The organism is Nocardia sp. AB354, assembly GCF_049538315.1.
Classification (GTDB): Bacteria; Actinomycetota; Actinomycetes; order Mycobacteriales; family Mycobacteriaceae; genus Nocardia; species Nocardia nova.
Window position 1 is genome coordinate 1 of the sequence record NZ_JBMVFU010000021.1, and the last position, 26,804, is coordinate 26,804.

Here is a 26,804-nt window from a genome sequence, read left to right on the forward strand (position 1 = left end):
CGTCGCCACCGGCGCGCTGGCCGCCCTGTTCGGCCTCGGCCCGCTCGGCGGCTGTGTCGCCGGTGCCGCCGCCGTCGGCTTCCTGGGCGTGCTCGCCGGGCAGATCTTCATCACCGCCCCGGTCGCCATCGGCGCCGCGATCCAGTACTTCGCGACCATCAACGCCCCCTTCAAGCCGGCACCGAGCAAGTAACAAGTTAATCCGCTGCCGGACTACGCGACGGTGCCCTTACAGCGTTTGCTGTGAGGGCACCGTTGTCATTACCGAGGCGGTGTTCCCATTTAGACATCGGTGCGGACGAGTTGCAGGATAAAAGCAGCTGGACGCGGGTATCCGGCACAAATCGAAGCACCACTTTTCGGCACAGGATCGATCCCGTCAACGTGAGGCCAGGTGTGATGGCAGGTTCTCCCGCGAAGCCAGCGGCCGTTAGGAACCCGCCGATCGCCGTTCCCGACCGTGTCCAAGTGCGTGGCGCGCGGGAGCACAATCTCGCCGACGTCGATGTCGACATACCCCGCGACGCGCTGGTCGTGTTCACCGGCGTCTCGGGGTCGGGGAAATCGTCGCTGGCTTTCGGCACGTTGTTCGCGGAGTCCCAGCGCCGGTATCTGGAGTCGGTGGCCCCGTACGCGCGCCGCCTCATCGATCAGGTGGGCGTACCCGACGTCGATTCGATCGAGGGGATGCCGCCGGCGGTCGCTCTGCAGCAACACCGCGCCGGCGGTAGTGCCCGCTCCTCCGTCGGCAGTGTGACGACGTTGTCCAGCCTGGTCCGCATGCTGTATTCACGAGCCGGCAACTACCCCGCGAAGCAACCGATGCTCTACGCCGAGGACTTCTCGCCGAACACCGTTCAAGGAGCGTGTCCCACCTGTCACGGAATCGGCCGCGTGTACGAGGTGCCCGAGAAGCTGATGGTCCCCGATCCGTCGCTGACGATCCGGGAACGAGCCATCGCCTCCTGGCCACCGGCGTGGCACGGTCAGAACCTCCGCGACATCCTGGTCTCGCTCGGATACGACGTCGACCGGCCGTGGCGAGATCTGCCGAAGAAGGACCGCGACTGGATCCTCTACACCGACGAGCACCCCACGGTGCCGGTGTACGCGGGCTTCACTCCGGCACAGACGCGGCGTGCGCTGAAACAGCAGATGGAGCCCAGCTACCAGGGCACGTTCACCGGCGCGCGCCGGTATGTCCTCGACACCTTCGCGAACACCAAGAGCGCCTCGGTGAAGAAGCGGGTGTCCCGGTTCATCAGCAGTGCGGTGTGCCCTACCTGCGACGGCAAACTGCTCAAACCGGAAGCCCTGTCGGTGACGTTCGAAGGGCTCGACATCGCCGAATTCTCCGCACTTCCCCTGGGCCGCCTCGCCGAACTGTTGTCGTCGGTACTCGCCGAGAACTGGCACCCGACCGGAACCGGCTCCGACGCCGTACTCGACGAGACGACCCGCCGAGCGGCGGTCGACAAGCGTGTCGCGGCCGGCGGTTCGGCACACGATGCGGCCCCGGACGTGCGCAGCACGCCGAACATGTCGGTCGAAAAACGCGCTGCCGCACAGCGTTTGGTCGCCGAACTGCTGGAACGGCTGCGGCCCGTCACCGACCTGGGCCTGGGCTATCTGTCTTTGGACCGCAGCACACCGACCCTGTCGTCCGGCGAATTGCAGCGCGTGCGGCTGGCGACGCAACTGTCCTCACAGCTCTTCGGAGTCGTGTACGTCCTCGACGAACCGTCGGCAGGGCTGCACCCGCGCGACCGCGACGCCCTGCTGGTCATCCTGGAGGGTCTGAAGCGGCGCGGCAACAGCGTTTTCGTCGTCGAGCATTCACTCGACATCGTTCGCGCCGCCGACTGGCTGATCGATCTCGGGCCCGGCGCCGGCGAGAACGGCGGCCGGATTCTGCACAGCGGACCGCCCGAAGGCTTGGCGGAGGTCGGCGAGTCGGCGACCCGTCGCTACCTGTTCGGTCACGAACGGCCCGCACCCCGGCCGCCGCGGCGCGCGGAGGAATGGGTGCGACTGAAGAAGGTGCGCCGCAACAATTTACGCGACGTGTCGGTGTCGTTTCCGCTGCAGTGCCTGACCGCTGTCACAGGCGTGTCCGGCTCCGGGAAGTCGAGCCTGGTCAGTCAGGCGTTACCGGCTCTCATCGGTGAGTATCTGGGGCATCCGGTCGGCGCGCCCGCCGACGACACCGGAGACGATCTGCTGCTGTCGGACGACTCGCAGGCCGTCGACGGCACGATCGTCGGCGGAGTCGGCGATCTTCGCCGGGTGGTGTGCATCGATCAGAAACCGATCGGGCGCACTCCCCGATCGAACGTCGCCACCTACACCGGAATGTTCGACCACATCCGCCGCCGTTTCGCCGCCACACCGAAGGCGCGGCGCCGGCGCTACAACGCGGGCCGATTCTCGTTCAACGTCGCCTCCGGGCGGTGCCCCACCTGTGAGGGCGAAGGCTGGGTGATGGTCGAATTGCTCTTCCTGCCCAGCGTTTACACTCCGTGCCCGGACTGCCACGGCACCCGCTATCAAGCGAGCACACTCGAAATCACTTGGCACGGCCGCAATATCGCCGAGGTTCTCGAGATGAGCGTCGACGAGGCGCGGGCGTTCTTCGAGGGTGACACCGACATCCTCCGCTCACTGACCGTGTTGGACGACGTCGGACTGGGCTACCTCCGGCTGGGGCAGCCGGCGACCGAACTGTCCGGTGGCGAGGCCCAACGGGTCAAACTCGCCACCGAACTGCAGCGCGCACATCGCGGCGACGCCCTGTACCTCCTCGACGAACCCACCTCGGGATTACATCCGGCCGATACCGACCGGCTGATGCTGCACCTGCAGAAACTGGTGGACGCGGGCAATACGGTCGTGGTCGCCGAACTGGACATGCGTGTGGTGGTCCAGGCCGACCACGTCATCGACCTCGGCCCCGGCGCCGGCAACGAGGGCGGTCGCGTCGTCACCACCGGCACCCCGGCCGAGGCGGCCACCGATCCGCACAGCGCGACCGCTCCCTACCTCGCGGCGGCGCTGCGCTGACACCGGTCGGGACTGCGGACGAGCCGATCAGCGTGACTGCGGTCTCGGCCGAGCAAGGTGAAAGTCACTGTCTGCGTTCGGATTCTTGTCGGTGGCTCTCGGTAACGTCCGGCATGTGAACCAACCCCGCACCGGAACAGAGCCCTCGGCGCCGTTTCCGGCCTTATCGCCGCAATCCGGCCGTCCGGTGCTGATCACGGGCGCATCGGGCAGAATCGGCTCGGGCGTGGTGGCCGCGTTGCTCGCGGCGGGTGCACCCGTTCGCGCGGCCTACCGGGATCCCGCACGCACCGCCGCGATGAGGGAATCCGGCCACGACGCGGTCACCGTCGACTACACGCGCCCTGCCACCCTGCCCGCCGCGATGGCGGGCGTCGGCACCCTCTTCCTGGTCACCGCCACTACCGCGACGCAGACTCGGGACGAACTCGCCCTGGTCGAAGAGGCGTACAGAGCCGGCGTCGAACGGGTCGTCAAGGTGTCTTTGTGGCGCGCCGACGAACGCCTCACTCCCCTCGCCGACCTGCATCGGCCGGTGGAGGAGGCCATCGAACGCTCCGGATTGCGGTGGACCTTCTTGCGGCCGAACTTCTTCATGCAGAACTTCGCGCAGATGGCGGCGTCAATCGCCGAGCACGGAGTGATCGCACGCCCGGGAGGTTCGGCGCCCATCAGCTACGTCGACGCCCGTGACGTTGCCGGTGTCGCCGCACATGTCCTCACCACCGGCGGCCACGACGGCCGGATCTATGCCCTCACCGGTCCCCGCGCTCTCACCTACGACGAGGTGGCCGACGTCTTCTCGGATGTTCTGCGCAAGCCCGTGCGATACCACGCACAAACCGCGACGGAAGCACGTGACGGCCTGCTCGCCGCCGGCGTTCCGGCATTCATGGCAGAAGCCTTGGTCCGGGTGAGCACCGTCTACGGCGACGGCGGAGCCGATTCGGTGCTGTCGACAGTCACCGACCTGACCGGTGACGCGCCGAGAACCTTCGAGCAGTTCGTTCGCGACCATCGCCGGCTCTTCGGATAACTACTCGCCGGCGAATCTCGAAACAATCTGCGGCACAACAGCTTCGACCCCCGCCGGCCACTTCGGACGCCGCACATTTCAGACGACAACCCGGTAATCGTGATCGCGATGCGGGGTGCCGGGAGCGGGGCAGCCGAGCATGGTGGCGGCAGCGGCGCACCAGTACTCGAGCAGTATCGGGTCGCCGTGGCCGCGGCGAATCGGGGCGCTGAATGCCAGGCCGCGGGCGACCTCGACCGTCAGCATCGACACCTTGGGATAGTCGGGATGGGCGGCCAATTCAGCGCCGAACAATTCGGCCAGTTGCTCACGCAGCCGGCCGCCGATGCGCTCCACGACCGGAACCAGGGTCTCGTGCAGCGTGGGATTGGTGCGGGCCGCCGCCCACAACTCCATCTCGGCCAGAAAATCGGGGCCCGAGAACAGTTCTCGCACCGCGACGATGGCGGCGGTCAAGCGATCCCCGGGCGGTTCCGCGCGAAACTTCGCGATCATCTCCTCGGCCCGCGCGGCGCGCCGGGCGACGAGTTCCTCTACCGTCGCGGCCAGCAGATCCTCCCGGGTCCGGAACTGGTGCAGCATCGATCCGCGAGACAGCCCGCTGGTCTCCTGCACGGCACGGGTGGTCAGGGCTGTGTATCCGCCGGTCGTCAGCAGCGTGATCGCCGCGTCGATCACCGCCGCGCGAGCGCGTTCTCCTCGTGTTCGGTCCGGCACGGTCGCTTCCTATCGACTTCGGGGCATTGACAGGTGTGAACTGAATCACCCATCATGCTACTAGTCCAAGTGGACTAGTTCTGTCGAACGGGCTACTTCCGTCCTCGTGACGAGACCCGGGAAGCGAAAGGGCGATCAGTTGGCCACCAGCACCGAGGCGCATATGCACATCAGCCGAACCGGCTCCGGCACACCGGAATTGCTGCGAGACTTCGTCACCGGATTGGCGGCCGAACGGCCCGAAGGGATCGCGATCGACTACGGCGACCAGCGCTGGACCTGGGCACAGTGGAACGACCGCATCGACCGCGCCGCCCGCGGTCTGGCCGCCGCCGGAATCGGCCGTGGTGACCGCATCGGTTTCCTGGACAAGAACCATCCGGCCGGGCTCGAGTTGCTGTTCGCGGCAGCCGCACTGGGCGCCGGGGTCGCCATCTTCAACTGGCGCCTGGCGGGCGACGAACTGGCGTACGTCCTCGACGACAGCGAGGCACGAATTCTGTTCTCGGGCAGCGAATTCCGCACGACTGCCGAGCAGGCACGTGGCGCGGCGCACCGGCTGGAACGCATCATCACCATCGACGACGAGTACGAGGACTTCCTCGCCGCCGCGAGCGGTGATGCCGAACTCGGCACGGCGGCAACGGAATCGGATGTCGCGCTGGTGATCTACAGCTCCGGCACCACCGGCCGGCCCAAAGGCGTCCTGCTGAGCCAGCGTGCACTCGTCGCCCATACCGTCTGCGTCGGAACCAAGTTCCCGTTCACCGACGGCGACCGGAATCTGGTCGCGATGCCGATGTTCCACGTCGGCGGCGTCTGCTACGCACTGTTCGGCATCCGCGCGGGCGTACACAGCATCATGACGCGCGAACCCACACCCGCCGCGCTGATCACCGCACTGCTGGCCGGGGCGACGCACACGTTCTTCGTACCGCCGGTGATCGCCGGATTCCTCGCCGCGGGCGATGCGGCCGTCGACGCGTTGTCGCAGCTGCGCTACCTCGGCTACGGCGCCGCGCCCATGCCGCTCCCACTCCTGCGCCGAACCCTCGACGCCCTCCCCGACGTGCGCTTCGTCCAGGTCTACGGGCAAACCGAGGTATCCGGCGTAGCCACCACGCTGGACCCCGGCGACCATCGCGGGCCGAATGCGGACCGGCGCCTGCTGTCGGCAGGACGGCCGGTACCCGGCGTCACTGTCCGCATCGCCGACATCACCGCCGGCGCCGAGGTTCCCGTCGGCGAGGAGGGTGAAATCTGGTTGCACACCGACCAGCGCATGACCGGATATCTGAACCGCCCCGACGCCACCGCGGAGACCATCGTGGACGGCTGGGTCCGCACCGGCGATATCGGCCGGGTCGACTCCGACGGCTACCTCTACGTCGAGGACCGGCTCAAGGACATGATCATCACCGGTGGCGAGAACGTGTACGGACCCGAGGTCGAGCGGGTCCTGCTGGCACATCCCTCCGTCACCGACGCGGCGATCATCGGGGTACCCGACGAGGTCTGGGGCGAATCGGTGCTCGCGATCCTCGTCTCCGACGGTGACGCCGACGACATCCAGCGGTTCTGCCGCGAACATCTGGCCGGATACAAATGCCCCAAGCAATTCCGTTTCGTCGACGCGCTGCCTCGCAATGCCAGCGGCAAAATCCTCAAACGCGAACTGCGAGCGCCCTATTGGGCCGATCACGATCGAAAGATCTGAGGTCCCTGAGCTCCCGGCGCGTCTCACCCGGCGCGGTTGCGGCGCCAGAGGGCACCGCTCAGCACGGTGGCGAAGCCGCACCACGCCGGATAGGCCGCCAGCAGGAGGCCTGCACGGTCCACCTCGGCCGTGCGGCGGGTGAGATCGGCACTGCTCAGCGTCAGGGCGGCCGCCACGGCCGTGGCCGCGCCGAGACGGTGTGCGCGGAAGAACACCCAGCTCCAGCTCGCATTGAGGGTCAGGTTGAGCAGCAGGGCGGTGCGGAGGCGTCGCTGCTGGGCCGGATCGGCGCGGTTGAGCGCCCGGGCGGTCGTGGCGGCGATATCGACGTAGAGGGTTGTCCACGCGACCGGGAAGACCGCGGGCGGCGGCTGGAAAGGTGGCTTCTCCAGGCGCTGATACCACCGCGAGCCGGTCGTGGTCGCCGCCGAGCCGGCCGTCGCGGCGGCGGCGGTGGCCGGGAACGTCCACCACGATTGTCTCCACCGGCTCGAATCCATTCGCCGCGTGCGCGTTCCGATCACGGGAGACTCCTTTCGTCGCGGGGCCGGGTGCTGCGGGCCGGGCAGCGATCGACCGGTTAGGCCCGCAGAGCTGTCACGCGAGGGCTCCGCGGCCAGGGCGAACCGGCAGCGCGGTCGGTCCCCTGCTCGGCCTACCCATACTTCGCTGCCGATAACGGGTCACGGCGACTGCTGCGGCTGGGCAAGGTCGGCGGGCAGGTGGCGACATGTACTGACCGAACATGGCCCTGCGGCGTACGGCCCGGCACCGGATCCGGCCCGATGTGCAGACCCGCGCGGACATCGCCGAGCATCTCAACCTGGCGCTGTGCGTTACACCAGGCCGATCGCCAGAACGATCACGCCGAGCAGCGGCGGCACGAGTTGTTTGAGGGCCGCACTCGCCTTGCCGGGGCTGGACAGAAGCAGGACCAGGCCGGCGGCGGTCATCGAACCGGCGCCGGTGAACACCAGGGTAGCGCCGATCGTCCTATCGCCCACCGCGAAGAAGACGGTGCCGGTGATCACGCAGAGGGCCAGGAAGAGGTTGTAGAAGCCCTGATTGAACGCCAGCGGTCTGGTCGTCTCCGCCTCGGCCGCCGAGGAGACTCCGAAGATGGCTCGTGTCTTCGGACTCGTCCACGCCACCGATTCGAGATAGAAGATGTAGATGTGAATCATGGCCGCGAGGCACGCGAGGATGAGACCTGCTGTCGTCACCGAACACCTCCGTGAACGTCGTCGCGCGATATAACCACGCGGCGGACGGAACGTGTCGGCGACACGTCGGAATGTTGCGGTGGACACCCCCGGCCCGACCTGCGAATGCGCCGCAACGCGAGCTTCGACGTGCCCTCACCTGCCGAACACCGCTCAGCGCATGCGATTTCGCGCACCGGACGACGGGTGCCGCGGCGGCGCCGTAGCGGGAGCCCGGTGCGCCCCGGCCGACGCGTGTCCCGGCGAGTCGCAGCGGCCGTTACACTCGATGACCTTGCGAGGTTGAGACCACAGCCGCGCGCGGCACCGCGAACTACGCCGAGTATCGCGGTGTTCGTCATGCGCGAATGTGCCTGCACAAATCCGCTGCGCCGTCACGATTCATACTCGTAGGGGCGGACCCGGATGCCGCGAGTGTAGGGAAGGGTGAACACGTGGGATACGAAGGCCACAGCGGCTGCACCGCCGAGGTGATCTCGGTCGGCGGCCTCTGGGTGGTGGTCGCCGCCGGTGAGGTCGATTCGCATACCGCCCCGCGGCTGGACACCGCCGTCCAGCAGGCCGTGACTCGTCAACCGGGACAGCTGATCGTCGATCTGTCCGCGGTCGAGTTCTTCGACTCCTCCGGGATGAATGTGCTGGTACGCGCGCTGCGACAGGCGGGCCGGGTGCTCGTGGTGGCGCCGCGGCCGGTGCGGCGAGTCGTGGAGGTCACCGGCCTGTCGACGGTATTCGCACTCTTCGACGACGTCGATGCCGCCGTCGCGAGCGCTGTCTCCCACACGAACGGCTGATATCCCATGCGTCACCCCGAAGGTATGCGTCACCCCGACAGCCCACGCCGTCCCGAAGGCGCAGCTCACAAGGCCGCGACCGGCGGCGGACAGCGATCGCTCGAGGACCTGCACATCGAATTCCGGGCCCGGTCCGAGGAACTGCAGCGGGTGCGGGCCCTGCTGCGCGCTTGGCTCGCGGGGACGAGCCTCGGACCGGATCGCGCGTACGACCTCCTGCTGGCCGTCAACGAGGCCTGTTCGAATTCGGTCGAGCACGGACATCGCGGTGACGGCCGGACCGTCGTGCTGCACGCGTCGGCCGCCCATTCGATCCGCATCGCCGTCTCCGACAGCGGGACCTGGCGCGCGCCGCGGGCGGACGAGGAAATCGATCGCGGTCGCGGCCTGCCGATGATGAACGCCCTCATGCCCGGAACCCGCGTCGTCTCGGGCGCCGACGGGACGACGGTGGAATTCGTGGTCTCGCCCGCCGCCGAATCCCGTTCGGATTCCGACACCGGGCAGTGGCCCCGGCGCAGCTCCGCGGACCAGCCGTGACATCGGTTTCGGCTGCGGCGCAGCGGGTTTCACTCGCCCGATCGGATGTGAGGAGCTCACCGTGCCCGAATCTGTGGTGAGTGACGTCGACCGATGGTCGGCGGTACCGCATCCGGCCGTGGTGGTCGATGGCGCGGGCACGGTGGTCGCGCTGAGCGGACAAGCGGCCGCCCTGTTTCCCGACGCGGTCGTGGGCGAACCGCTGCACCGTGCGGTGCCGCCCTGGTTGTCCACCGCACACGAGGAGACGGCCGCCTCGGGCATCGCGCCGTCGCCCGCCTCGGTATCCGGGCGCGTGGGCGGGCGCGAACTGCACGCGGTCGCCTCCCCCGGCGCCGACGGGACGGTCGTCTGGTGGCTGCTCGGCGACACCGCGGCCTCGCTGCAGGAGAGCCGCTCGGAACTGGAGCAGGAACGCGAACGCACCGCATTCCTGTCGCAGGCCTCCGAGCGGCTGCTGGCCTCGCTGAACGTGGACCGATGCCTGGAGACGACCGTCCGGCTGGCCGCCCGCCACCTCGCCGACGCCGCGGTGGTCGTCACTCCCCCGGCCGGGCGGGCGCTGTCGGTCGTCTCCTGTGACGAGCACGGTGTGGTGCGGGTGAACGTCGTCGAGGAGGACCCCGACGCGGTGGCCGGGCTGAGCGAGGCGCTGCGCGGCTTCCCGCCCATTCCCTCGCAGTGGCTGGACCCCGCGGCGGTGCCGGTGTGGTTGCTGCCGCCCGGTTTCGAGCACGGCACGGGCTCGGTGATCGTGACTCCGCTTCCCGGCCACGGGGTTTCGGCGGGTGCGCTGGTCCTGCTGCGGCGTTCCGGCGAGCGGAGCTTCGACGAGCGCGACGAGATCTTCGCCCAGTTGTTCGCCGGTCGCGCCGGAATCGCGTTGTCGGCGGCACGGCTGTACGCCGAGCAGACCAGCATCACCGCGATCCTGATGCGCGAGCTGCTGCCACCGCAACTGCACCACGTCCACGGCATCGAACTGGCCGGCGCCTACCGGGCTTCGGAGAATCACGAAATCATCGGCGGCGACTTCTACGACGTACATCGAGCGGCGGCACCGGACGGGGAAACCCTCGTCGTCCTCGGCGACGTCTGCGGCAAGGGTCTCGAGGCCGCCGTGCTGACCGGCAAGATCCGCAATACGGTGCACGCGCTGGTGCCGATGGCCGACGATCACCAGCGCATGCTCACCCTGCTGAACAACGCGCTGATGTCCTCGCGGCACGACCGGTTCGCCACGCTGGTGCTGGCATCGGCGGTGCGTCGGGAAGGACGGGTGCAGCTGCGGCTGACCTCCGCCGGGCATCCGCCGCCGTTGATCGTCCGGGCCGACGGGAGCGTCGACATGGCCGAGACGCGGGGACAGTTGGTCGGCGCGCTGCCCGAGATCAGCGCCACGACGTTCCGGACCTCGCTCGCGCCCGGGGAAACCTGCCTGCTCTACACCGACGGTGTGACCGAGGCTCGCGGCGGACCGCTGGGCCGACGCATGTTCGGTGAGGAGCGTCTGACCGCCGCGCTGGCGCAGTGCGCGAATATGCCCGCGGAGGCGGTGGTCGAGCGTATTCACATGCTCACCACCCAGTGGGTCGGCCGCAACGAGCACGACGACATCGCGGTCGTCGCGATCACCGCGCCGCGAACCTCGGATACCGTCCTCACCTGACCGCTACCGCCAAGGAGCCGCCGTTCATGCCCGAGCCGCATCGCCGAAACTCGCGGGACGCCCCGGCTTTTCGCGAGCAATTGTGGACGGCGGTCACCGGCCGCGACGAACGGGCGGCGATCGGCATCGTGCTCGCGGCGGTGGATTCGGGGCTCGAACCGGAAGCGGTTCTGCTCGACGTCATCGCCGCGGTCCAGCGCCGGGTGGGTGCGGAATGGGCCGCCAACACCCTCAGTGTCGCCGACGAGCACACCGCCACCGCGATCAACGACCGGGCCGTGACGGCGCTGGCACTGCATGCGGCCGCCTCGCACCCCGCCTCGGCCGGGCGGGTCACCGTCGCGTGCGTGGACGGCGAATGGCACTCCCTTCCCGCGCGGCTGGTGACCGAAGTGCTGCGACTGCGCGGCTGGCAGGTCGATTTCCTGGGTGCCCAGGTGCCGACCCGCCACCTGATCGCGCACCTGCACAACACCGGCCCCGACGCCGTGTTGCTGTCGTCGTCGCTGCCGACCCGCCTGCCGTCGGCGCACGGCACCATCACCGCATGCCAGGCGGCCGGAGTGCCGGTGCTCGTCGGCGGGGCGGCGTTCGGGCCGGACGGCCGCTACGCGAACCTGCTCGGCGCGGACGCCTGGGCGCCGGACGCCGCGACCGCGGCCGAGCTGCTCGCCCGGGGGCTGCGGCGAGAGCAGCAGCCGGACCGACCGCACCGGACGCTGCCGCATCTGACCGATCAGGAATTCACCATGATCGCCCGCAGCACACCGCAGTTGCTGGCGACCACCATGGCGGAGCTGGAGCATCGCTTCCCCGCGATGCGGGAGTACTCCGAATCCCAGCTGGAGCGCACCGCCGAAGATATCGCGCAGATCCTCGAATTCCTTGCCACCGCACTGTATCTGGACGACGACGAGTTGTTCACCACGTTCGTCACGTGGACCGCGGGTGTGCTGAGCGCGCGTGCGGTCCCCGCGCAATCGCTGTTTCCCGTCCTCGACCTGCTGAGCGGACAACTGCAGGACTTCCCGCGGGCGCGACGGATTCTCACCGCCGCGACCGACGCCCTCACCGACACCGCGCGAATCGCCTGACCGTCGACGCCGGCCGACGACCGCGCGGCGCGCCCGAATCCTCGCCACCTTGCCGCGGAGTCCGGTTACTCCAGTTCGGCGAGGGATTCGTCGAGTCCGGTCAGCAGCCGCTGCAGATGCGGAACACTGCGGCGACAGCCGATGATGCCGAAATGCATGGCGCCACCGGAACTGATCGTCGTGATGTTGACCGCTTGGCCGTCGAGGGGAATCGAGGCCGGATAGGCGGCTTCCAGGCGCAGCCCGTTCCAGTAGCGGGGTTCGGTGGCGCCGGGGACGTTGGAGATCACGATGTTGAACGGCGGCGCGGCGGACGGCAACCGGACCGGTAGCGCCGCCGAGGCCAGCCCCGCCACATTCACCGCCGACAGCCCCAGGATCTGTAGTGGCGTCAGCCGCGACATGGTGTTCTTGGTCCGCGCCATCGACGAGTGGATGCGCGCGAGTCGCTCGGCCGGATCCGGTTCGTCGGTGGCCAGATCACACAGCGCCGCGCCCACCGAATTGCCCTCTCCCACAGCGGTTTCGGAGGTGCCGCGCAGCGAGACCGGCACCATCGCGATCAATGGCTCGTCCGGCAGCGCCTGTTCGGCGAGCAGATACCGGCGCAGCGCGCCCGCGCACATCGCCAGCACCACGTCGTTCACGGTCGCCCCCGTCCGCGCCCCGACCGCGCGCAACCGCGGCAACGGCCACGACTGCGCGGCGAATCGCCGGGCACCGGTGATGGCGACATTGAACATCGTGTGCGGGGCCCGGAACGGGCGCGGTTCGGGATAGTCCCGCGCGATCTCGTAAGCGCCGGACAGCAATTCGGGGACGGCGGTGCCGATCCGCCCGGCCATGCGCACCGCCTCGGCCGAGCGGCGCAACAACGTAGTCGGGCCGGCGTCCGGACGACGGCGGGGCGAGCGCCACGGCGGCACGCAGTCGCGGGCATCGGGGTCGGCCGAGAGGGCCCGCTGCCAGGTGCGCACTGCCGACACACCGTCCATCAGCGCGTGATGCGTCTTGGTGTAGAGAGCCATTCGGCCGTCGGCGAGACCGTCGATGACATAGACCTCCCACAGCGGGCGATGCCGGTCCAGCAGCGATCCGTGCAGCATCGACACCAGTTCCAGCAGTTCACGCACCCGTCCGGGGGTGGGCAGCGACAGCAACCGCACGTGATAGTCGATGTCGACGTCGTCGTCGAGATCCCACTGCAGCGCGGAGAAACTCGCCAGCGATCGGGCCGGGCGGCGCCGGAACAAGGACGTGAGTTTGTCAGTGCCCGAGACCAATTCCTCATGCAATTGCCGCGCCGATCGCGGCTCGGTGCCCGAGGGACGGAACAGGGAGAGCCCGCCGACGTGCATGGGATGTTCGCGCGATTCCAGCAGCAGGAATGCCGAGTCCAGGGGTGACATCAACGCCATCGCGGTACCTCATCACGGTCGTTTCCGATCGGGCCGGGTGGCCACACCTTCCGGTGATCATCGCGGATGCGGTCGGATCAGGTGCGTGATCCGGAGTCTCACCGGGCCCGGGCGGCTCAGGCGTCGGTAATTGCCGGGAACAATCGAATCAAACATATTGACAATGTGAGAGGAGTCACTTCATTCTCTCATTAGGACACAGTGTCCGAACATAGTGACCCCGGAAGGCGGCGCCGATGCCTACCGACGAACCTGCCGACTCCTCGCCGACCGATTCGGGTACCGCCGCGACCGTCCGAGACCTTCCGGTACGCGATCGAGTGCTTGACGAAACCGATTGCCCGGAAGGCGAATTCGCGGACGTAGTGGTTGTCGGAGCGCGCTGCGCGGGTTCGGCCGCCGCGATCGCCTTCGCCCGTGCGGGGCGGCGCGTCGTCGTCGTGGACGCGGCCCGATTTCCCTCCGACACGCTCTCGACCCATCTGCTCTGGCCCGCCGGCATCGCCGAAGTGGCGGCGCTGGGCGCGCTGGAGAAGGTGCTGGCGCTCGGCGCGCCACAACTGCGGGTCGCCTACGCCGGCGGCGCGGGCCAGGTGGTGCGGGCACCGTTCACCGCCGTGAACGGCATCGACTACGCGATGTGCGTGCGGCGCACCGGATTCGACGCCGCTCTGGTCGCCACCGCCCGCGCGGCCGGCGCCACGATCCACGAGTCGATGCGGGTCACCGAGCTGATCCGCGACGGCGGCCGGGTCGCCGGCGTGCGCGCGGTCGATCGCGTGGGGGCCACCCACGAGATCCGGGCGCGCCTGGTGGTCGGCGCGGACGGGAGGCGCTCCACCGTCGCGCGGCTGACCGGAGCGCTGGACCCGTACCGCAGCAAACCCAGTGGGCGGGCGTGCTACTTCGCCTACTGGCGCGACAACCGCCCGGATTGGCGGTCGACGGCGGCGCAGTGGCGGGCCGGGCAGCTGCTGGGAACCGCCTTCCCGTGCGAGGACGGGGCGGTGCTGTCACTGATCCAGCCGCCGGTCACGCACGGGCCGCGCACCGCCGGGCAGACCGAGCGGCGTTACCGGGACATGGTCGCCGCGATCCCGGAACTCGCTGCGCGACTGGCCGATTGCGAACCGCTCGGGCGGGTGCGCTCGGCCACCGACATCGTCTCCTACTTCCGCCGCTCCAGCGGTCCCGGCTGGGCGCTGCCCGGCGACGCCGGCCACTTCAAGGATCCGGTCACCGCGCAGGGCATGCGCGATGCGATGCGCTACGGACGGCTGCTCGGCGAATACGCGGCCCCGGTACTCGACGACCCGGCCGCGCTGGACCGGGCAGTGACCCGATGGGAGCACCAGCGCGAACAGGACTGCCTGCCCATGTACCAGTGGACCAACCGGCTCGCCCGTGGCACCGAGATGACACCGCTCGAAGTGCAGCTGTACCGCGCCGGCGCGGCCGACCCGCACCTGGCCGGCCTCGCGCTGGATGTGATGACCCGGGCGCGAACTCCCGACGAACTGCTGACCCCGGCGCGGGCGGCGAAGTTCGCGATACAGGCATTGGCGCACGCGCCGGCGGCCGCGGTGGTGGACACCGTGATTCGCGAGGTGTGCGACAACGCGCAGGACTGGCGGGAACGTCAGGCGGCGCGGTGGGGTTCGGCGTGGTCGCGGTGGCCCGCGGCGGCGCCGAAGTGAGGGCCGGGCCGGCCGGCGGGCCCTCGACACTGCCGGACCTCGGTGAAAAGACTTCGCAGGCGCAGATATTCGGGCTTCGGGATCGACGCAGGGCCGGTCCCGCTCGCTGATTCGAGGAGTGGACATGACCGGTCGGGACAATGCGGGTGGATTCGGCAGGCGGCAGTTGCTGCGAGGCGCGGCGGTCGCGGGCGCGGCTCTGGCGGCGAGCGGCACCTGGGCCACGGCGGCAGCGCGGGCGAATCCGGGCCGCCGCCAGCTCGGCCCGGGACGCACAGTGGCGGTGTTCGGTGGTGGGGTCTCGGGGTTGACCGCGGCGCACGAACTGGCCGAACGCGGCTACGCGGTCACGGTGTACGAGCCGACCGCGCTGGGCGGGAAGGCGCGCAGTATGAGCGTGCCCGGCACCGGGGCGGGTGGTCGCGCCGATCTGCCGGGCGAACACGGCTTCCGCTTCTTCCCTGGCTGCTACCAGCACGTGCCCGACACCATGGCGCGAATTCCGTTCCCGGGCAACGCGAACGGTGTGGCCGGAAATCTGATCCGGGTGGAATCGACGGTGGCCGGATTTCCGGATCTGCCGCCGGTGACGGTGCCGACCGAGATCGCGGGGCTGCGCGAGCTGAACCCCGAGCGCATCCGCAACTCGCTCGTCGCCGGATTCGGCTTCGTGCCGCAGCTGCCGCCGCAGGAGCTGGCGTTCTTCGGCGATCGGATGATGATGTGGTTCACCAGTTCCCCCGAACGCCGCTTCGGCGAATGGGAGTACCGATCATGGGTGGACGCGGTCGCGGCGAACGGGAAGTCGCAGGCCTATCGGGACTATCTGGCGCGCGCCCTGACCCGGATCACGGTGGCGGCGAAGTCGGAGACCAGCTCCGCGCGCACCATCGGAACCATCGGAGAGGCATTGGTTTTCGCCGGCGCCGGCATCGCGCCGCAGTATCGCGGCGGGGTGGACCGGATCCTGAACGGCCCCACCAACGAGGCGTGGATCGATCCGTGGGTGGCGCACCTGTCCGGACAGGGAGTCCGGTTCGTCACCGGCGCGGGACTGACGAGCCTGCGCCTGTCCGGTGACCGGATCAGCGGTGCGAACGTGGGCGGACGTGCGGTGCAGGCGGATTGGTACGTATGCGCGATGCCGGCCGACCGCGCGGCCACGATCCTCGACGACGACATTCTCGCCGCGGACCCGGCGCTGGCCGGGATGCGTGAGCTGGTGCTGGATTGGATGGTCGGGGTGCAGTTCTATCTGCGCCGGCCCACCGGCGTGCCGGAAGGACATATCGCGGCGCTCGGCTCGCCGTGGGCGATCACCGCACTGCGGCAGGCGCCGATGTGGCGCGGCGATTTCGCGGCCCGCTACGGCGACGGGACGGTGGTGGAATGCCTGTCCGCCGACGTGTCGGACTGGGACACCCCCGGCATCCTGTTCGGCAAACCGGCCAAACAGTGCTCGAAAGACGAAGTGGTGCAGGAAGTCTGGGCACAACTGAAACGCTGGCTCAACACCGGCACCGGCTGGCTGCGCGACGACGACCTGCACTCGTGGTTCGTCGATCCCGGCGTACATTTCGAGGAGGGCGGCAACCGCAACGACACCCCGCTGCTGGTGAACACCGTCGGCTCCTGGGACCACCGGCCGGAGGCGCATTCGGCGATCGGCAACGTGTTCTTCTGCGGCGACCACGTGCGGACCGGCATCGACCTGGCGACCATGGAGGGTGCGTGCGAGGCGGGACGCAAGGCGGCCAACGCGGTGCTCGACGCGGCCGGTGACGCGGCGCCGCGGGCGGCGGTGTTCCCGATGTACGCGCCGCCCGAGCTCGAACCGTTCAAGCGCATCGACGCCGACCGCTATCGCGCCGGGCTGCCGCATCTACTCGATATGTGAACGGCTGCGCAGGAATTCGGCGGTCGCCGGGCTCGCGGGCAGGAACGACTCGATCGCGAGTTCGGCGACCGTGACGTTCATCGGACTGCCGAAGATGGTCATGGTGCTGATGAAATCCAGGTCGATATCCCCGCGTTCGGCGTCGTGGTGGCGCAGCCGCAGCGGGACGACGGCCTGATCCGGTTCGGGCAGGCCGGGATCGTCGCGGCCACCGGGATATTCGAGCAGTTCGGCGCGCAGCGCGGCCAGATCGGCCGAGCCGGTGGCCTCGATCTGGCGATCGACGCGTTCGAACAGATGTCCGCGCCACTGCGCGAGATTCAGGATCCGCGGCGCCAGACCCTCCGGGTGCAGGCTCAGCCGCAGCGCGTTGACCGGCGGAGTCAGCAGATCGGCGCGAACGCCGTCGAGGAACAGGGCGACACCGGAATTGGCGTCGACCATATTCCACTGCGCGTCCACGGCCAACGCCGGATACGGCTCGTAGCCGGTGAGGATCTGCCGCATCGCGGTGCGGACGGGGGCCATGGTGGGGGTATCCAATCCGGGTTCGGCGTAGACCGGGGCGTAACCGGCGGCCAGCAACATCCGATTGCGTTCGCGCAGTGGGATGTCGAGCTCCTCGCTGAGGTGCAGGATCAGCTGGCGGCTCGGCGTGGACCGGCCGGTTTCGACGAAGCTGAGGTGACGGGTCGAGGTTTCGGCGCGCCCGGCCAGTTCCAGCTGGCTGAGGCGGCGGGTGCGACGCCAATGGCGCAGCAGATCCCCGGCAGTATGGGTCGGCACCTGCTCGATCGTATGCGGCACGGGTGGGCGTGACGATTACCTCGCGGGTCATGATCGCTGTCCGGATGCCCGGTGCGCGGCTCACGGTTAGGGTGGATTGCGTGTCGTTGGTGCAGGCTGGACTGGACCGGCTGCCCGAACGCTGGCGCGCACTGTTGCTCGCCCATCGGGAGCTGATGAAATTCGCCGTCGTCGGCGCGATCACGTGGTTCGTGGACACCGGAGTGGTGTACGCCCTCAAGCTGACCGTATTGCCGGACAAGCCGCTGACCGCGCGCGCGTTCGGCGTGCTGATCGCGACGATCGCCTCCTACATCCTGAACCGGGAATGGTCGTTCAACACCCGCGGCGGGCGCCAGCGCAGTCACGAGGCCGCGCTGTTCTTCGCCGTCAGCGCGCTCGCCGTCGGCGTGACCGTCATTCCGCAGGCGGTCGCGCTGTACGTCTTCGATATCCGGGTGCCGCATGTGAGCGCGTTCACCCAGGCGGTCTCCAACTTCATCACCGGGCAGATTCTCGGTGTCCTGCTGGCGATGGCCTTCCGGTTCTGGGCGTTGCGCCGATTCGTCTTCCCCCAGGATCTGCGCGAGGCCGAACTGGAGATCCTCTGACCGCCGCAACCGCGAGGCGCCGAAACCGCAGGTGGTGACGGGCATCACGGCCGGTGCCTACAGGTGGACCTGGCGGCCCGGCCCGCCGGCGAGCCCCGATACCATGATCTCGTGCGAGCAACGGCCGACCCTTCCACGCAGCTGCGTGGTGGATGCGTCGGTGCCGCCGCGGGCACGGTGAGTATCGCCGCCCACGCCCTCGGTGGTGGCGCGGTGGCACCCGGCTCCACGGCGATCATGATGCTGATCGCCGCCAGCACCGCGATCGGCTGCCTCGCCGCACACACCCGCACCGGATTGTTCCGGCTGATGGGCCTGCTCGCGGTCGGCCAGGCGATCGGCCATCTGGCGTTGTCGACGTCCCCGCACTGCCACGAGGTGCTGATCACCGCCCCCATGCTGGTCGCGCACATCACGGCGACCGTGGTCGGGGCGGTCCTCGTCCGCGGCGCGGAAATCACACTGCGACGCGCCGTTTCGCTGATCCGCCGCGTGGTCGGCGCGGTCGCGCACAACCTCGGCGTCTCCAGCGCTCCGGTCGTCGTCTCGGTACCGGATGCGGTGACCGCGCCGCGGCGGATCGTGCTGGCCTCCGGCACCGGGCGGCGCGGGCCGCCGAGGCTCACCGGTTCGTTCGCTGCCTTGCACCGCGTACCCGTGTGGGCGTGATTTATCGGCACATCGGTGGACGCGTCCACTGGCATGCCGGAGTGCGGCCGGACCACGGATGACGATCAACGGCTGAGCCACCCGATGTACGGATAGCTCTCGAGAGCGTCACATCGGATCGCACAGCACGCGCAGCCGCGCCCGTGCGGCAACGTCCGTGAGCCAGTGACGGCACACCGCCGAGCTGCAGCCGCCGACCCGCAATCGGCAATCGGCAATCGGCAATCGGCAATCGGCAATCGGCAATCGGCAATCGAGGCTGCGGCTACCCGAATCGACCGTTAGCGCACGGCACCTGGACGGCCGACCCTTTGCCGAAGCGGTCGGTCGAGCTGTCGGCGTATCGGTCGACGTCGGCGCGCCTGCACGCTCGGTCACGGTCATCGCTGTGCCGGTCCGGCCCTGACCGCTGATCGGGCGCAGTGCTGGTCGGTCGGTCCTCGTCGGTTTCCGACGACGTCCTGGGCGATCGGATACGCCGGACAGGCTTGCGGGTGGCTGATTCGCGTGTGACCGCGGAGGTCGCACCGCTCGCCGCTGGGCACGCAGCAACGAACGAACACCGGTGGCGGTACACGCCGCGCACTCACCCCTACGCCGCGCAACGCGTGGTTCGAGGGTGTGACGAGCGCCCGGGCGCGGTGAGAATCCGCGACGACGTGCCGCCTGCTCGATGAAACCCCTTCTCATGCAATGGAGTTCACCAATGTCCTCTCTCCCCCACACCGGGCGTTCCCCCCTCGCCTCGAGCGACCGCGGCCCGCGCCGTGCGGCATCCACCCAGGCCCGGTCCCACGGTGCGACACGGCCGTCCCGCCACACGGCAGGTTCCACCCGCCGGCGTCGGTCGGCGAGCCTGCTGATCACCGCCGCGGCCTCGATCCCACTGCTGCTGGCCGGCTGTTCGTCCGGCAGCACATCCACCGCCGCGGACGCCGATTCGGTCACCGTGGGTGATCAGTGGATCAAGGCCGCCAACGCGGGGATGTCGGCGGCGTTCGCGAATTTCACCAACACCAGCGGCCACGAGATCCGCATCGTCGACGCGACCAGCCCGGCCTCGGCGCGCGTGGAGATTCACGAGGTGGTCCAGTCGAACGGCGCGTCCATGATGCGTCCCAAGGCCGGCGGGCTGGCGATCCCCGCCCACGGCAGCGCGAAACTGACGCCGGGCGGCGACCATCTGATGTTCATCGACCTGAAGGCCCCGCTGCGCACCGGAACGCAGACGCCGATCACGGTGAAGTTCGCCGACGGCACCAGCACCACCTTCACCGCGCAGGTGCGTGACTTCGCGGGCAATCAGGAGAATTACGCACCGACTACGGCCGCCCACGGTGGCTGAGCGGCTGTCGCGGCGCCGGTTGCTCGGCGGCAGTGCGGTCGCGGCGGGTGCGGCGGGGGTCGCGGGGCTCACCCTCGGCGCCGAACGCTGGACCCGCCATACCGGGACCGCCGATCCGGGCACCGCACGCGAACCTTTCTATGGACCACACCAGGGCGGGGTCGCGACCGCGCCGCAGCAGCACGCGGCGTTCGTGGCCTTCGATCTGCGACCCGGCACCGCCCGTGCCGACCTCGTGGGATTGCTGCGCATCTGGTCCGGGGACGCGGCGCGGCTCGCGGCCGGTGAGCCGACGCTGGCCGATACCGAGCCGGAGCTGGCTCACCGGCCGGCGCGGTTGACCGTGACCATCGGATTCGGCCCGCGGCTGTTCACCGTGGCGGGACTGGAATCCGCGCGGCCGCACTGGCTCACGCAACTGCCCGGCTTCACCATCGACCGGCTCGATCCCGCATTCTGTGACGGGGATCTGCTGCTGCAGGTCTGCGCGGACGAGGCGACGACAGTGGCGCATGCGGTGCGGGCGCTCTCGCGCAGCGTGACCTCGCTGGTGACCGTGCGCTGGACCCAGCGCGGATTCCGCAACGCCGCTGCCGGGCAGACGATGCGCAATCTGATGGGTCAGGTCGACGGCACGGTCAACATCGCCCCCGGGGCCGATTTCGATCGGCTGGTGTGGGACGACGGCGCGCCCCTGCCGTGGCTGCGGAGTGGAACGTCGATGGTGCTGCGCCGGATCGCGATGAATCTGGACACCTGGGACGAACTCGACCCCGAGGGGCGAGAACTGACCGTGGGCCGGCGCATCGCGAGCGGGGCGCCGTTGACCGGAACCCGGGAAAGCGACAATCCGGATTTCGCGGCCGTGGACTCCCACGGCATCCCGGTCATTCCGCCCTCGGCGCATATCGCACGGGCGCATCACACCAGCGACGGCGAGCGTTTCCTGCGCCGCGGCTACAACTACGACGATGCGCCCGCGCCCGGGACCACCTCGAATTCAGGGCTGTTGTTCGCCGCCTACCAGCGCGATATCGCGGCGCAGTATCTGCCCGTGCAGCGTCGCCTCGCCGAATTCGACGCCCTGAACACCTGGACCACTCCCGTCGGGTCCGCGGTGTTCGTGATTCCACCGGGAATCACCGACGCGCAGGGCTATATCGGCCAGACCCTGCTGGAGGGCTGAACCGGGCACCGCACGCACTCGATGCGGTTCGGCAACAGGTGCCGAACCGCATCGGATGTCAGTGCCACAGCACGGCCACGAACACGTTGGCGATGGCCAGCAGTCCGGCGGCGTCGACCATCCAGGCAATGGTCTTGCCACGCTTGGCATCCGCGTGTGCGATCTCGGCCAGACCGGCCACGGCGACCGCGATGACCAGTTTCACCACGATCTTGGCCATGTCGAGATCCTTGTCGAGCGAATCGATGCCGTCGGCCATGCCGACCAGAATCAGACCCGTGACGATCTGCGCCCGCGCACCCCAGAGCATCACCTGCGACACGGCCGGCCGGCCGGCGGCGTATCCGCCGATCACCGCGGCGAGTCCGAGCAGGTGGGTGACGACCACCAGGTTGTAGACCACTGTCATGGCTCACAGCGTAGATCATCGGCACCAATTCAACGACACGGCGTAGTAGGGCTTACATCCCCGCCGGGCCCCGGATATCCGCACCGCCGCAGGCATTCTCGCGGGCTCGCTTTCACGGTGCCGTTGTCCCGCCGTGCGCAGGCACAGCCCCGCCCCGCGCCGATCCTCGGACGCGGGGCGGAACGGGGAGAATTATTCGACGATCAGCAGGCTGCCGCGCGGCACCATGGTGATGCCGGCGGGGTCGACCTTGCCGATCACCGGCCCGGTGCATCCCCGCCCGGCGTGGACCTCGATCACCTTGTCGGTGCTGTTGCCGACGGTGAGCTGGTAGGCGTGCGGTTCGATGCAACCGGTCGGGTTGTTGTAGATCTGCCCGTTGACGGTGACAGTGCCCTGCGCGGCCTGCGCGGCACCGGCGCCGAGCACTGCGAACGCGCCCGCCGCCGCGACGGCGGTGATGAGTCCAGCGGTGCGAATCATGAAATCCTCCAGTTTGTTTCGGCCCGACCGTCGCTCAGGTTACCGGTTCCGCCGCCCCCGGCCACAGCACCGACGCGGACCCGGCGGAAATACGCGCGTTTCACGCCGGATCGGGTCGGGTAGTCATCCTCAGGTGGCTCTCTTCGGTCGTGCCGCGGCAACGGCGCGGAATCGAGTGGGTCGGGACTGCTGGGTCGCTTGGTGATGGCTAGGAGAAGAGGGTGGCGGTTGTACTCGTGCTGCGCGCACGTGGACTGGGTGATCTTCTCACCGCGGTCCCCGCTCTTCGCGCGCTACGCCGGGCGAGGCCGCGCGATCACATCGTGCTGGCCGCACCGCACCGGCTCAAACCCATCGTCGACCTGATCACCTCGGTCGACGAGATGGTCGCCGCCGCCGACCCGCACACCATGCGCTGGGACGGCGCGGCCCCCGCCCTGGCGGTCAATCTGCAGGGCCCCGGCGCCGACGGCATCGTCGAACTCTCCCGCACCGAACCCGCCCGGCTGCTCAGCTACCGCAATGCCGCCTTTCCCGATCTCGACGGCCCCGAATGGCAAGCGGATATGCACGACATCGACCGCTGGTGTCATCTGCTGGAATCGGCCGGAATCAACGCCGACCGCCGCAATCTCGGCTTGGTGCCGCCGGTGGCCACCACCAGTCACCGCGACTGTGTAGTGGTGCACGTGGGCGCCGGAGCACCCGCCCGCCGCTGGCCCGGTGAACGATTCGCCGCGGTGATCCGGCATCTGCTCGTACAAGGTCGCGAGGTCGTGGTGACCGGCGACGAATTCGAACGCGACCTCGCCCTCGGCATCGCCGCCCGCGCGGGGCTGTCGCACGACCAGGTACTGGCCGGGCAGCAGAATCTCATCGAACTATCGGCCACCGTCGCCGAGGCCGCGCTGGTGGTGTGCGGCGATACCGGTGTCGCACATCTGGCGACGGCATTCGGCACCCGCACCGTCGCGCTGTTCGGCCCCACCGCCCCCGGCCGCAGCGGGCCGCCGCCGCATCTGTCCGGCCGCCACATCGCGCTGTGGGCGGGCCACACCGGCGAGCGCGACGGCGACACCCCCGATCCGGGTCTGCTGCAGATCACCGTCCCGGACGTCGTGGAGGCCGTCGACACGCAGCTGGACCGCCGCCGGTGGGCCGAGGCCGACCGGCGCGGAACCGCCTATCGCCGGGTCGGGTGAGCGCCCCGCCGCGGCGGCGGGCAGCGTGGTAATCGACACGAACCGCCTGACCGGACACGTTCGGGCAGTATCGTGTGCCGATGATCACCGTCCGAACGAAAATCTGCGGTATCCGTAGCGAGTCCGATCTCCGGGCCGTCGTCGCCGCTGATGCGGACGCGGCCGGATTCATTTCGGGCACGACGCATTTCAGCGAAGACGAACTCGACCCGGAATCGGCCCACCGGTTGTCACGGCTGGTGCCCTCCTCGATGGAGCGCGTACTGGTCACCCATCTCACCGACGCCGGCGAGGTGTTGCGCCTCGCCGACCGGATCGGCGTCGACTGCATTCAGCTGCACGGCCTGATCTCCCACGACACCGCGCGCGCGGTCCGGCGCGGTGCGGGCGGGCGGCGGGTGATCCGCGCGGTCCACGTCACCGGCCCGGAGGCGGTCGCCGCCGCCGAGCGCGCGGCCCCCGATTGCGATGGGCTCGTGCTGGATTCGCGTTCCGCCGACCGGCTGGGCGGCACCGGGCGCACCCATGACTGGTCGATCAGCGCTCGCATCGTCGAACTGTTGGACGACTCGGCATTTCCGGTGATGCTCGCCGGTGGACTCGACCCGCACAACGTCACGGCCGCGATCGACGCCGTCCGGCCGGCCTGGGTCGATGTCAACTCCGGCGTCGACGACGGCCGGGGCGACAAGGACCCGGCGACCTGTACCGAATTCGTCAGGGCGGCACGCGATGTCGCGGTGCCGATCGCTGCTCTAGCCCGGCCGCGATCAGAATGAGCAACCCCGCCGCGGCGGTCGCCGCGGTGGGCAGGCTCCGGGTGGCCACCGCTCCCACCAGCGTGGCCACGACGGCCTCGTTGAGCCCGATGACGCTGGCCGTGGCCGCGCTCAATCGCCGCAGCGCCAGCCAGTAGAGCGCGAATCCGGGTCCGAGCAGGGTGGCGCCGATCGCGGCCAGCTCGGCCGCCACCCGCCCGGACGGTGGATCGAGCACCAGCAGCGGGCTGCTCGCGATGCCGCCGAACAGCAACTGCAAGGCCGCCGAGGTGGCCGTGTGGTCCGGTCCCGAGTGCCGGGCGACCACACTGACCAGCATCGCCACACAGGCCGCACTGCCCAGTGCCAGGGCGCATCCGGTCAGGGCCGCGATCTGCGCGTCGCCGCCCGGGTGCCGCCAGGCGACCAGCCAGATCGCCGCCCCGACCAGCAGCAGTTCGGCCAGTACCGGCAGCGTGGGCGCCCGCCGCCCGCGGACCAGTGCGGCGGCGATGATGAGGACCGGCGCGGTCAGGTGCAGGGCGACCACCACCGGCAACGGCCCCATCCGCAGCGCCGCCACGTACAGCGCCAGATTGGCGGCCTCGAGCCCGCCCAGCCGGAAGTACAGCGCCGGATGAGCGGTCAGCGTCGTCCACGGGTGCTGTCCGCGCAGCCGCGCCCAGATCAGCAGCGGCACCGCTCCACCGAGGGCCACCAGGCCCGCGGTGGTGGGAGCGGCCAGCGTTGCCAGCAGGGCACTGGAGGTACCCCACAGACAGGTCACCGCGACCATGAGGACCAGCGGCCCGTTCATCGGCTCAGGCGAGCAGATAGGTGACCACCGGCATGACCAGCGCGGTGAACGCGGCGAAGACCGCGCTCGCCACGTGCCGCTTGGGTAGTCGCGGAAAGCGCGTCGCCAGACCGCAATACGTACCCACCGCGACGAGTGCCGTTCCCCAGACCACCAGCGCGCGGCTGCCGACCGTGCCGAATACGGTGTCGAAACCCACCGCCAGCGCGAATACCGTCGCACCGGCGGAGGCCGCCAGCACCAGCAACGCCTGTCCGGCAGTCGAATTCATCAACATGCGATGACGGCCCAGCGTGGCGATCGCCTGCGGGTCGGTGCGATGGGCGCCGTCGACCCGGCAGATCTCGTCGTACACCTTGGCCGGATTCACCCGCTCGTTGATCGCCGGACGCACCTGCAACAGCGCCTCCAGCGCCTGCGTGGTGGCATAGGAGGTGACCGGGCCTTCGTCGGAGATGCGGAATCCGCCCCGGTAGATGGCCAGTGCGTCCATCTCCTGCATATCCAGCAGCGCGACGATCGCCGCCCGCACGGCCGGGTCGAAGATGGTGCGGCTGTCGGCGGCGATCACGGCCCCGACCGCCAGGTGCAAGGTGAGGTGACGCCAGGTGTCGACGAGATCGTCACGGCGGAAGATCTCGGTCTCGATATCGCACTCACCGCGGCGCAGTCCGGTCAGCAGGCGCTTGACCGCCAGCTCGCACGCGCGCTCGGCGCGCTTGTCACCGATCCGGACGATCTCCGGCCGGGCGAGCACGGCCGCGATATGCGCCGCCGCGTACATCGGCAACGTCCGGGGCTCTTGATACATCGAGGACACCAGATAGGCGATGCCGCGCGAGATGGCCTGATGGCGTTCACCGTCGAAGGCCCCGCCGCCGATCAGCGCCTCGACCGCGGCAGAGGTCGCGGTAATCGACACCGGGCCAAGGAAACCCGACATCCGCCAGCCACCGGTTTCGGAATCCTGCTGGTCCAGCAGATTTCGCACGGCACCGGCCAGGCCGGGGTCGGACTCCTCGATGTCGAGGCAGCGCAGGGCCCGGATCCGCCACGCGACATCGATCGGCGTGCGGAAGTACCATTCGTCGCCGATCGGCCGTTGCACGACCGTTGCCCGCACCAGCATGGCGACCTTTGCGGCACGCGGGATTTCGCACCCGGCTCGATGCAGGATGCAGACCACCTCGGCGGTGTTCTGCGGATTGGGCGGCACATCGGGGATCCAGCCCCAGCCCGCACCCCCGTCGAGATGCGGTAACTGACTGCCGCGCAGCCATTCCACTGCCATCCGGATTCGCTCGTCGATGTTCGACATGGCCCTCCGCCCCCTTGATACGAAGCCCCGTAGATTTTCGTTGGGGCTGATAACCGCCAAGTTACTCGGATGGTCCGACAAGCAGCGCCGCCGTTCGGCGCCCGAATTGCCTGGTAGCGAACATATTTCGGTTCCATCTCGAGCCTCGCCGCCGGCGGTGTGCGGGACAGCGTCACGAAAGACCAAGGCCGCGCGCAGGTTTCGCGGGACGGCGCTGCGGGTGTTCACCCTCCTGGAGGGGCCCGTTATCCGGGGGCAGTCGACCCGTTGCCGGAACGCTTCCGGCCCGAATCCGAATTGCAACCCACGACGCGCCGATACCCTGCGCTACCGGCCCGCGCGGCGCAAATCCCGTGAC

At 69.3% G+C, this 26,804-nt stretch carries 24 protein-coding genes and 1 pseudogene; 16 read left to right on the forward strand and 9 right to left on the reverse strand.

Annotated features, from left to right (window positions below; translation table 11 throughout):
* From ACPCUW_RS25835 to ACPCUW_RS25845, 3 genes and pseudogenes are all read left to right on the forward strand, one after another.
* Positions 1-193 (forward strand): annotated as a pseudogene (locus ACPCUW_RS25835) (hypothetical protein); the annotation flags it as partial.
* 206 nt (positions 194-399) lie between these two features.
* Positions 400-3,060 (forward strand): excinuclease ABC subunit A, encoded by a 2,661-nt coding sequence (locus tag ACPCUW_RS25840; protein ID WP_423427670.1) that lies wholly within the window; start codon positions 400-402, stop codon positions 3,058-3,060.
* Between the two features lie 115 nt (positions 3,061-3,175).
* A complete protein-coding gene (locus ACPCUW_RS25845) occupies positions 3,176-4,096 on the forward strand; it encodes an SDR family oxidoreductase (RefSeq protein ID WP_104364661.1) in 921 nt (306 codons plus the stop codon).
* Between the two features lie 78 nt (positions 4,097-4,174).
* On the opposite strand, the gene ACPCUW_RS25850 is transcribed toward ACPCUW_RS25845, so the two are convergent.
* Positions 4,175-4,813, reverse strand: a complete 639-nt coding sequence (locus ACPCUW_RS25850) for a TetR/AcrR family transcriptional regulator (protein ID WP_423427672.1) — start codon at positions 4,811-4,813, stop codon at positions 4,175-4,177.
* Between the two features lie 163 nt (positions 4,814-4,976).
* On the opposite strand from ACPCUW_RS25850, the gene ACPCUW_RS25855 reads away from it, so the two are divergent.
* Positions 4,977-6,530, forward strand: a complete 1,554-nt coding sequence (locus tag ACPCUW_RS25855; RefSeq protein ID WP_423427807.1) for an AMP-binding protein — start codon at positions 4,977-4,979, stop codon at positions 6,528-6,530.
* A 23-nt stretch (positions 6,531-6,553) separates the two neighbouring features.
* Here the strand turns inward: ACPCUW_RS25855 and ACPCUW_RS25860 are convergent, their stop codons facing one another.
* Positions 6,554-7,030, reverse strand: coding sequence for a TspO/MBR family protein (locus tag ACPCUW_RS25860; RefSeq protein ID WP_423427809.1), 477 nt, complete (start codon positions 7,028-7,030; stop codon positions 6,554-6,556).
* Positions 7,031-7,366: 336 nt separating this feature from the next.
* A complete protein-coding gene (locus ACPCUW_RS25865) occupies positions 7,367-7,753 on the reverse strand; it encodes a DUF1304 domain-containing protein (protein WP_423427674.1) in 387 nt (128 codons plus the stop codon).
* Positions 7,754-8,187: 434 nt separating this feature from the next.
* On the opposite strand from ACPCUW_RS25865, the gene ACPCUW_RS25870 reads away from it, so the two are divergent.
* The 4 genes from ACPCUW_RS25870 to ACPCUW_RS25885 all read left to right on the forward strand — a co-directional run bounded on the left by ACPCUW_RS25870 (position 8,188) and on the right by ACPCUW_RS25885 (position 11,850).
* Complete coding sequence (locus ACPCUW_RS25870) at positions 8,188-8,547, forward strand: STAS domain-containing protein (RefSeq protein ID WP_197516605.1); 360 nt, start codon at positions 8,188-8,190, stop codon at positions 8,545-8,547.
* A 6-nt stretch (positions 8,548-8,553) separates the two neighbouring features.
* Positions 8,554-9,087, forward strand: a complete 534-nt coding sequence (locus tag ACPCUW_RS25875; RefSeq protein ID WP_082857228.1) for an ATP-binding protein — start codon at positions 8,554-8,556, stop codon at positions 9,085-9,087.
* 61 nt (positions 9,088-9,148) lie between these two features.
* Positions 9,149-10,756, forward strand: coding sequence for a PP2C family protein-serine/threonine phosphatase (locus ACPCUW_RS25880; RefSeq protein ID WP_423427676.1), 1,608 nt, complete (start codon positions 9,149-9,151; stop codon positions 10,754-10,756).
* A gap of 26 nt (positions 10,757-10,782) precedes the next feature.
* The gene (locus ACPCUW_RS25885) at positions 10,783-11,850 is read left to right on the forward strand and encodes a cobalamin B12-binding domain-containing protein (protein WP_423427678.1); all 1,068 of its coding nucleotides are present in this window, start codon (positions 10,783-10,785) and stop codon (positions 11,848-11,850) included.
* 65 nt (positions 11,851-11,915) lie between these two features.
* Here ACPCUW_RS25885 and ACPCUW_RS25890 read toward each other — a convergent pair whose 3' ends face one another.
* A complete protein-coding gene (locus ACPCUW_RS25890) occupies positions 11,916-13,268 on the reverse strand; it encodes a WS/DGAT/MGAT family O-acyltransferase (protein ID WP_423427680.1) in 1,353 nt (450 codons plus the stop codon).
* Between the two features lie 236 nt (positions 13,269-13,504).
* Between ACPCUW_RS25890 and ACPCUW_RS25895 the strand changes: the two genes are divergently transcribed.
* Positions 13,505-14,965, forward strand: a complete 1,461-nt coding sequence (locus ACPCUW_RS25895; RefSeq protein ID WP_423427681.1) for an NAD(P)/FAD-dependent oxidoreductase — start codon at positions 13,505-13,507, stop codon at positions 14,963-14,965.
* Positions 14,966-15,089: 124 nt separating this feature from the next.
* Positions 15,090-16,862, forward strand: a complete 1,773-nt coding sequence (locus ACPCUW_RS25900; RefSeq protein WP_423427683.1) for an FAD-dependent oxidoreductase — start codon at positions 15,090-15,092, stop codon at positions 16,860-16,862.
* Here ACPCUW_RS25900 and ACPCUW_RS25905 read toward each other — a convergent pair.
* A complete protein-coding gene (locus ACPCUW_RS25905) occupies positions 16,848-17,648 on the reverse strand; it encodes a helix-turn-helix domain-containing protein (protein WP_030517006.1) in 801 nt (266 codons plus the stop codon). The two genes, ACPCUW_RS25900 and ACPCUW_RS25905, sit on opposite strands and share 15 nt — an antisense overlap.
* Positions 17,649-17,749: 101 nt before the next feature.
* On the opposite strand from ACPCUW_RS25905, the gene ACPCUW_RS25910 reads away from it, so the two are divergent.
* The 4 genes from ACPCUW_RS25910 to ACPCUW_RS25925 all read left to right on the forward strand — a co-directional run bounded on the left by ACPCUW_RS25910 (position 17,750) and on the right by ACPCUW_RS25925 (position 21,459).
* A complete protein-coding gene (locus tag ACPCUW_RS25910) occupies positions 17,750-18,259 on the forward strand; it encodes a GtrA family protein (protein ID WP_030517007.1) in 510 nt (169 codons plus the stop codon).
* Positions 18,260-18,370: 111 nt separating this feature from the next.
* A complete protein-coding gene (locus ACPCUW_RS25915) occupies positions 18,371-18,928 on the forward strand; it encodes a hypothetical protein (RefSeq protein ID WP_423427686.1) in 558 nt (185 codons plus the stop codon).
* A 706-nt stretch (positions 18,929-19,634) separates the two neighbouring features.
* A complete protein-coding gene (locus ACPCUW_RS25920) occupies positions 19,635-20,273 on the forward strand; it encodes a copper chaperone PCu(A)C (RefSeq protein WP_423427688.1) in 639 nt (212 codons plus the stop codon).
* Positions 20,239-21,459, forward strand: a complete 1,221-nt coding sequence (locus tag ACPCUW_RS25925; RefSeq protein ID WP_423427811.1) for a Dyp-type peroxidase — start codon at positions 20,239-20,241, stop codon at positions 21,457-21,459. The genes ACPCUW_RS25920 and ACPCUW_RS25925 overlap by 35 nt, the downstream gene beginning before the upstream one ends.
* A gap of 58 nt (positions 21,460-21,517) precedes the next feature.
* On the opposite strand, the gene ACPCUW_RS25930 is transcribed toward ACPCUW_RS25925, so the two are convergent.
* Positions 21,518-21,868 (reverse strand): hypothetical protein, encoded by a 351-nt coding sequence (locus tag ACPCUW_RS25930; RefSeq protein WP_423427690.1) that lies wholly within the window; start codon positions 21,866-21,868, stop codon positions 21,518-21,520.
* A 192-nt stretch (positions 21,869-22,060) separates the two neighbouring features.
* On the reverse strand, positions 22,061-22,351 hold the full coding sequence (locus tag ACPCUW_RS25935; protein ID WP_030517012.1) for a hypothetical protein: 291 nt from the start codon (positions 22,349-22,351) through the stop codon (positions 22,061-22,063).
* A gap of 221 nt (positions 22,352-22,572) precedes the next feature.
* Between ACPCUW_RS25935 and ACPCUW_RS25940 the strand changes: the two genes are divergently transcribed.
* Both ACPCUW_RS25940 and ACPCUW_RS25945 read left to right on the forward strand, forming a co-directional pair.
* A complete protein-coding gene (locus ACPCUW_RS25940) occupies positions 22,573-23,553 on the forward strand; it encodes a glycosyltransferase family 9 protein (RefSeq protein ID WP_063013567.1) in 981 nt (326 codons plus the stop codon).
* 80 nt (positions 23,554-23,633) lie between these two features.
* On the forward strand, positions 23,634-24,332 hold the full coding sequence (locus tag ACPCUW_RS25945; protein ID WP_423427692.1) for a phosphoribosylanthranilate isomerase: 699 nt from the start codon (positions 23,634-23,636) through the stop codon (positions 24,330-24,332).
* Here the strand turns inward: ACPCUW_RS25945 and ACPCUW_RS25950 are convergent.
* Together ACPCUW_RS25950 and ACPCUW_RS25955 are read right to left on the reverse strand one after the other, a co-directional pair.
* A complete protein-coding gene (locus tag ACPCUW_RS25950; RefSeq protein WP_146100575.1) occupies positions 24,271-25,128 on the reverse strand; it encodes a DMT family transporter in 858 nt (285 codons plus the stop codon). The genes ACPCUW_RS25945 and ACPCUW_RS25950 overlap by 62 nt on opposite strands.
* 4 nt (positions 25,129-25,132) lie before the next feature.
* Entirely contained in the window at positions 25,133-26,446 is a 1,314-nt protein-coding gene (locus ACPCUW_RS25955) for a hypothetical protein (protein ID WP_063013561.1), read from the reverse strand.
* Positions 26,447-26,804 lie beyond the last annotated feature (358 nt).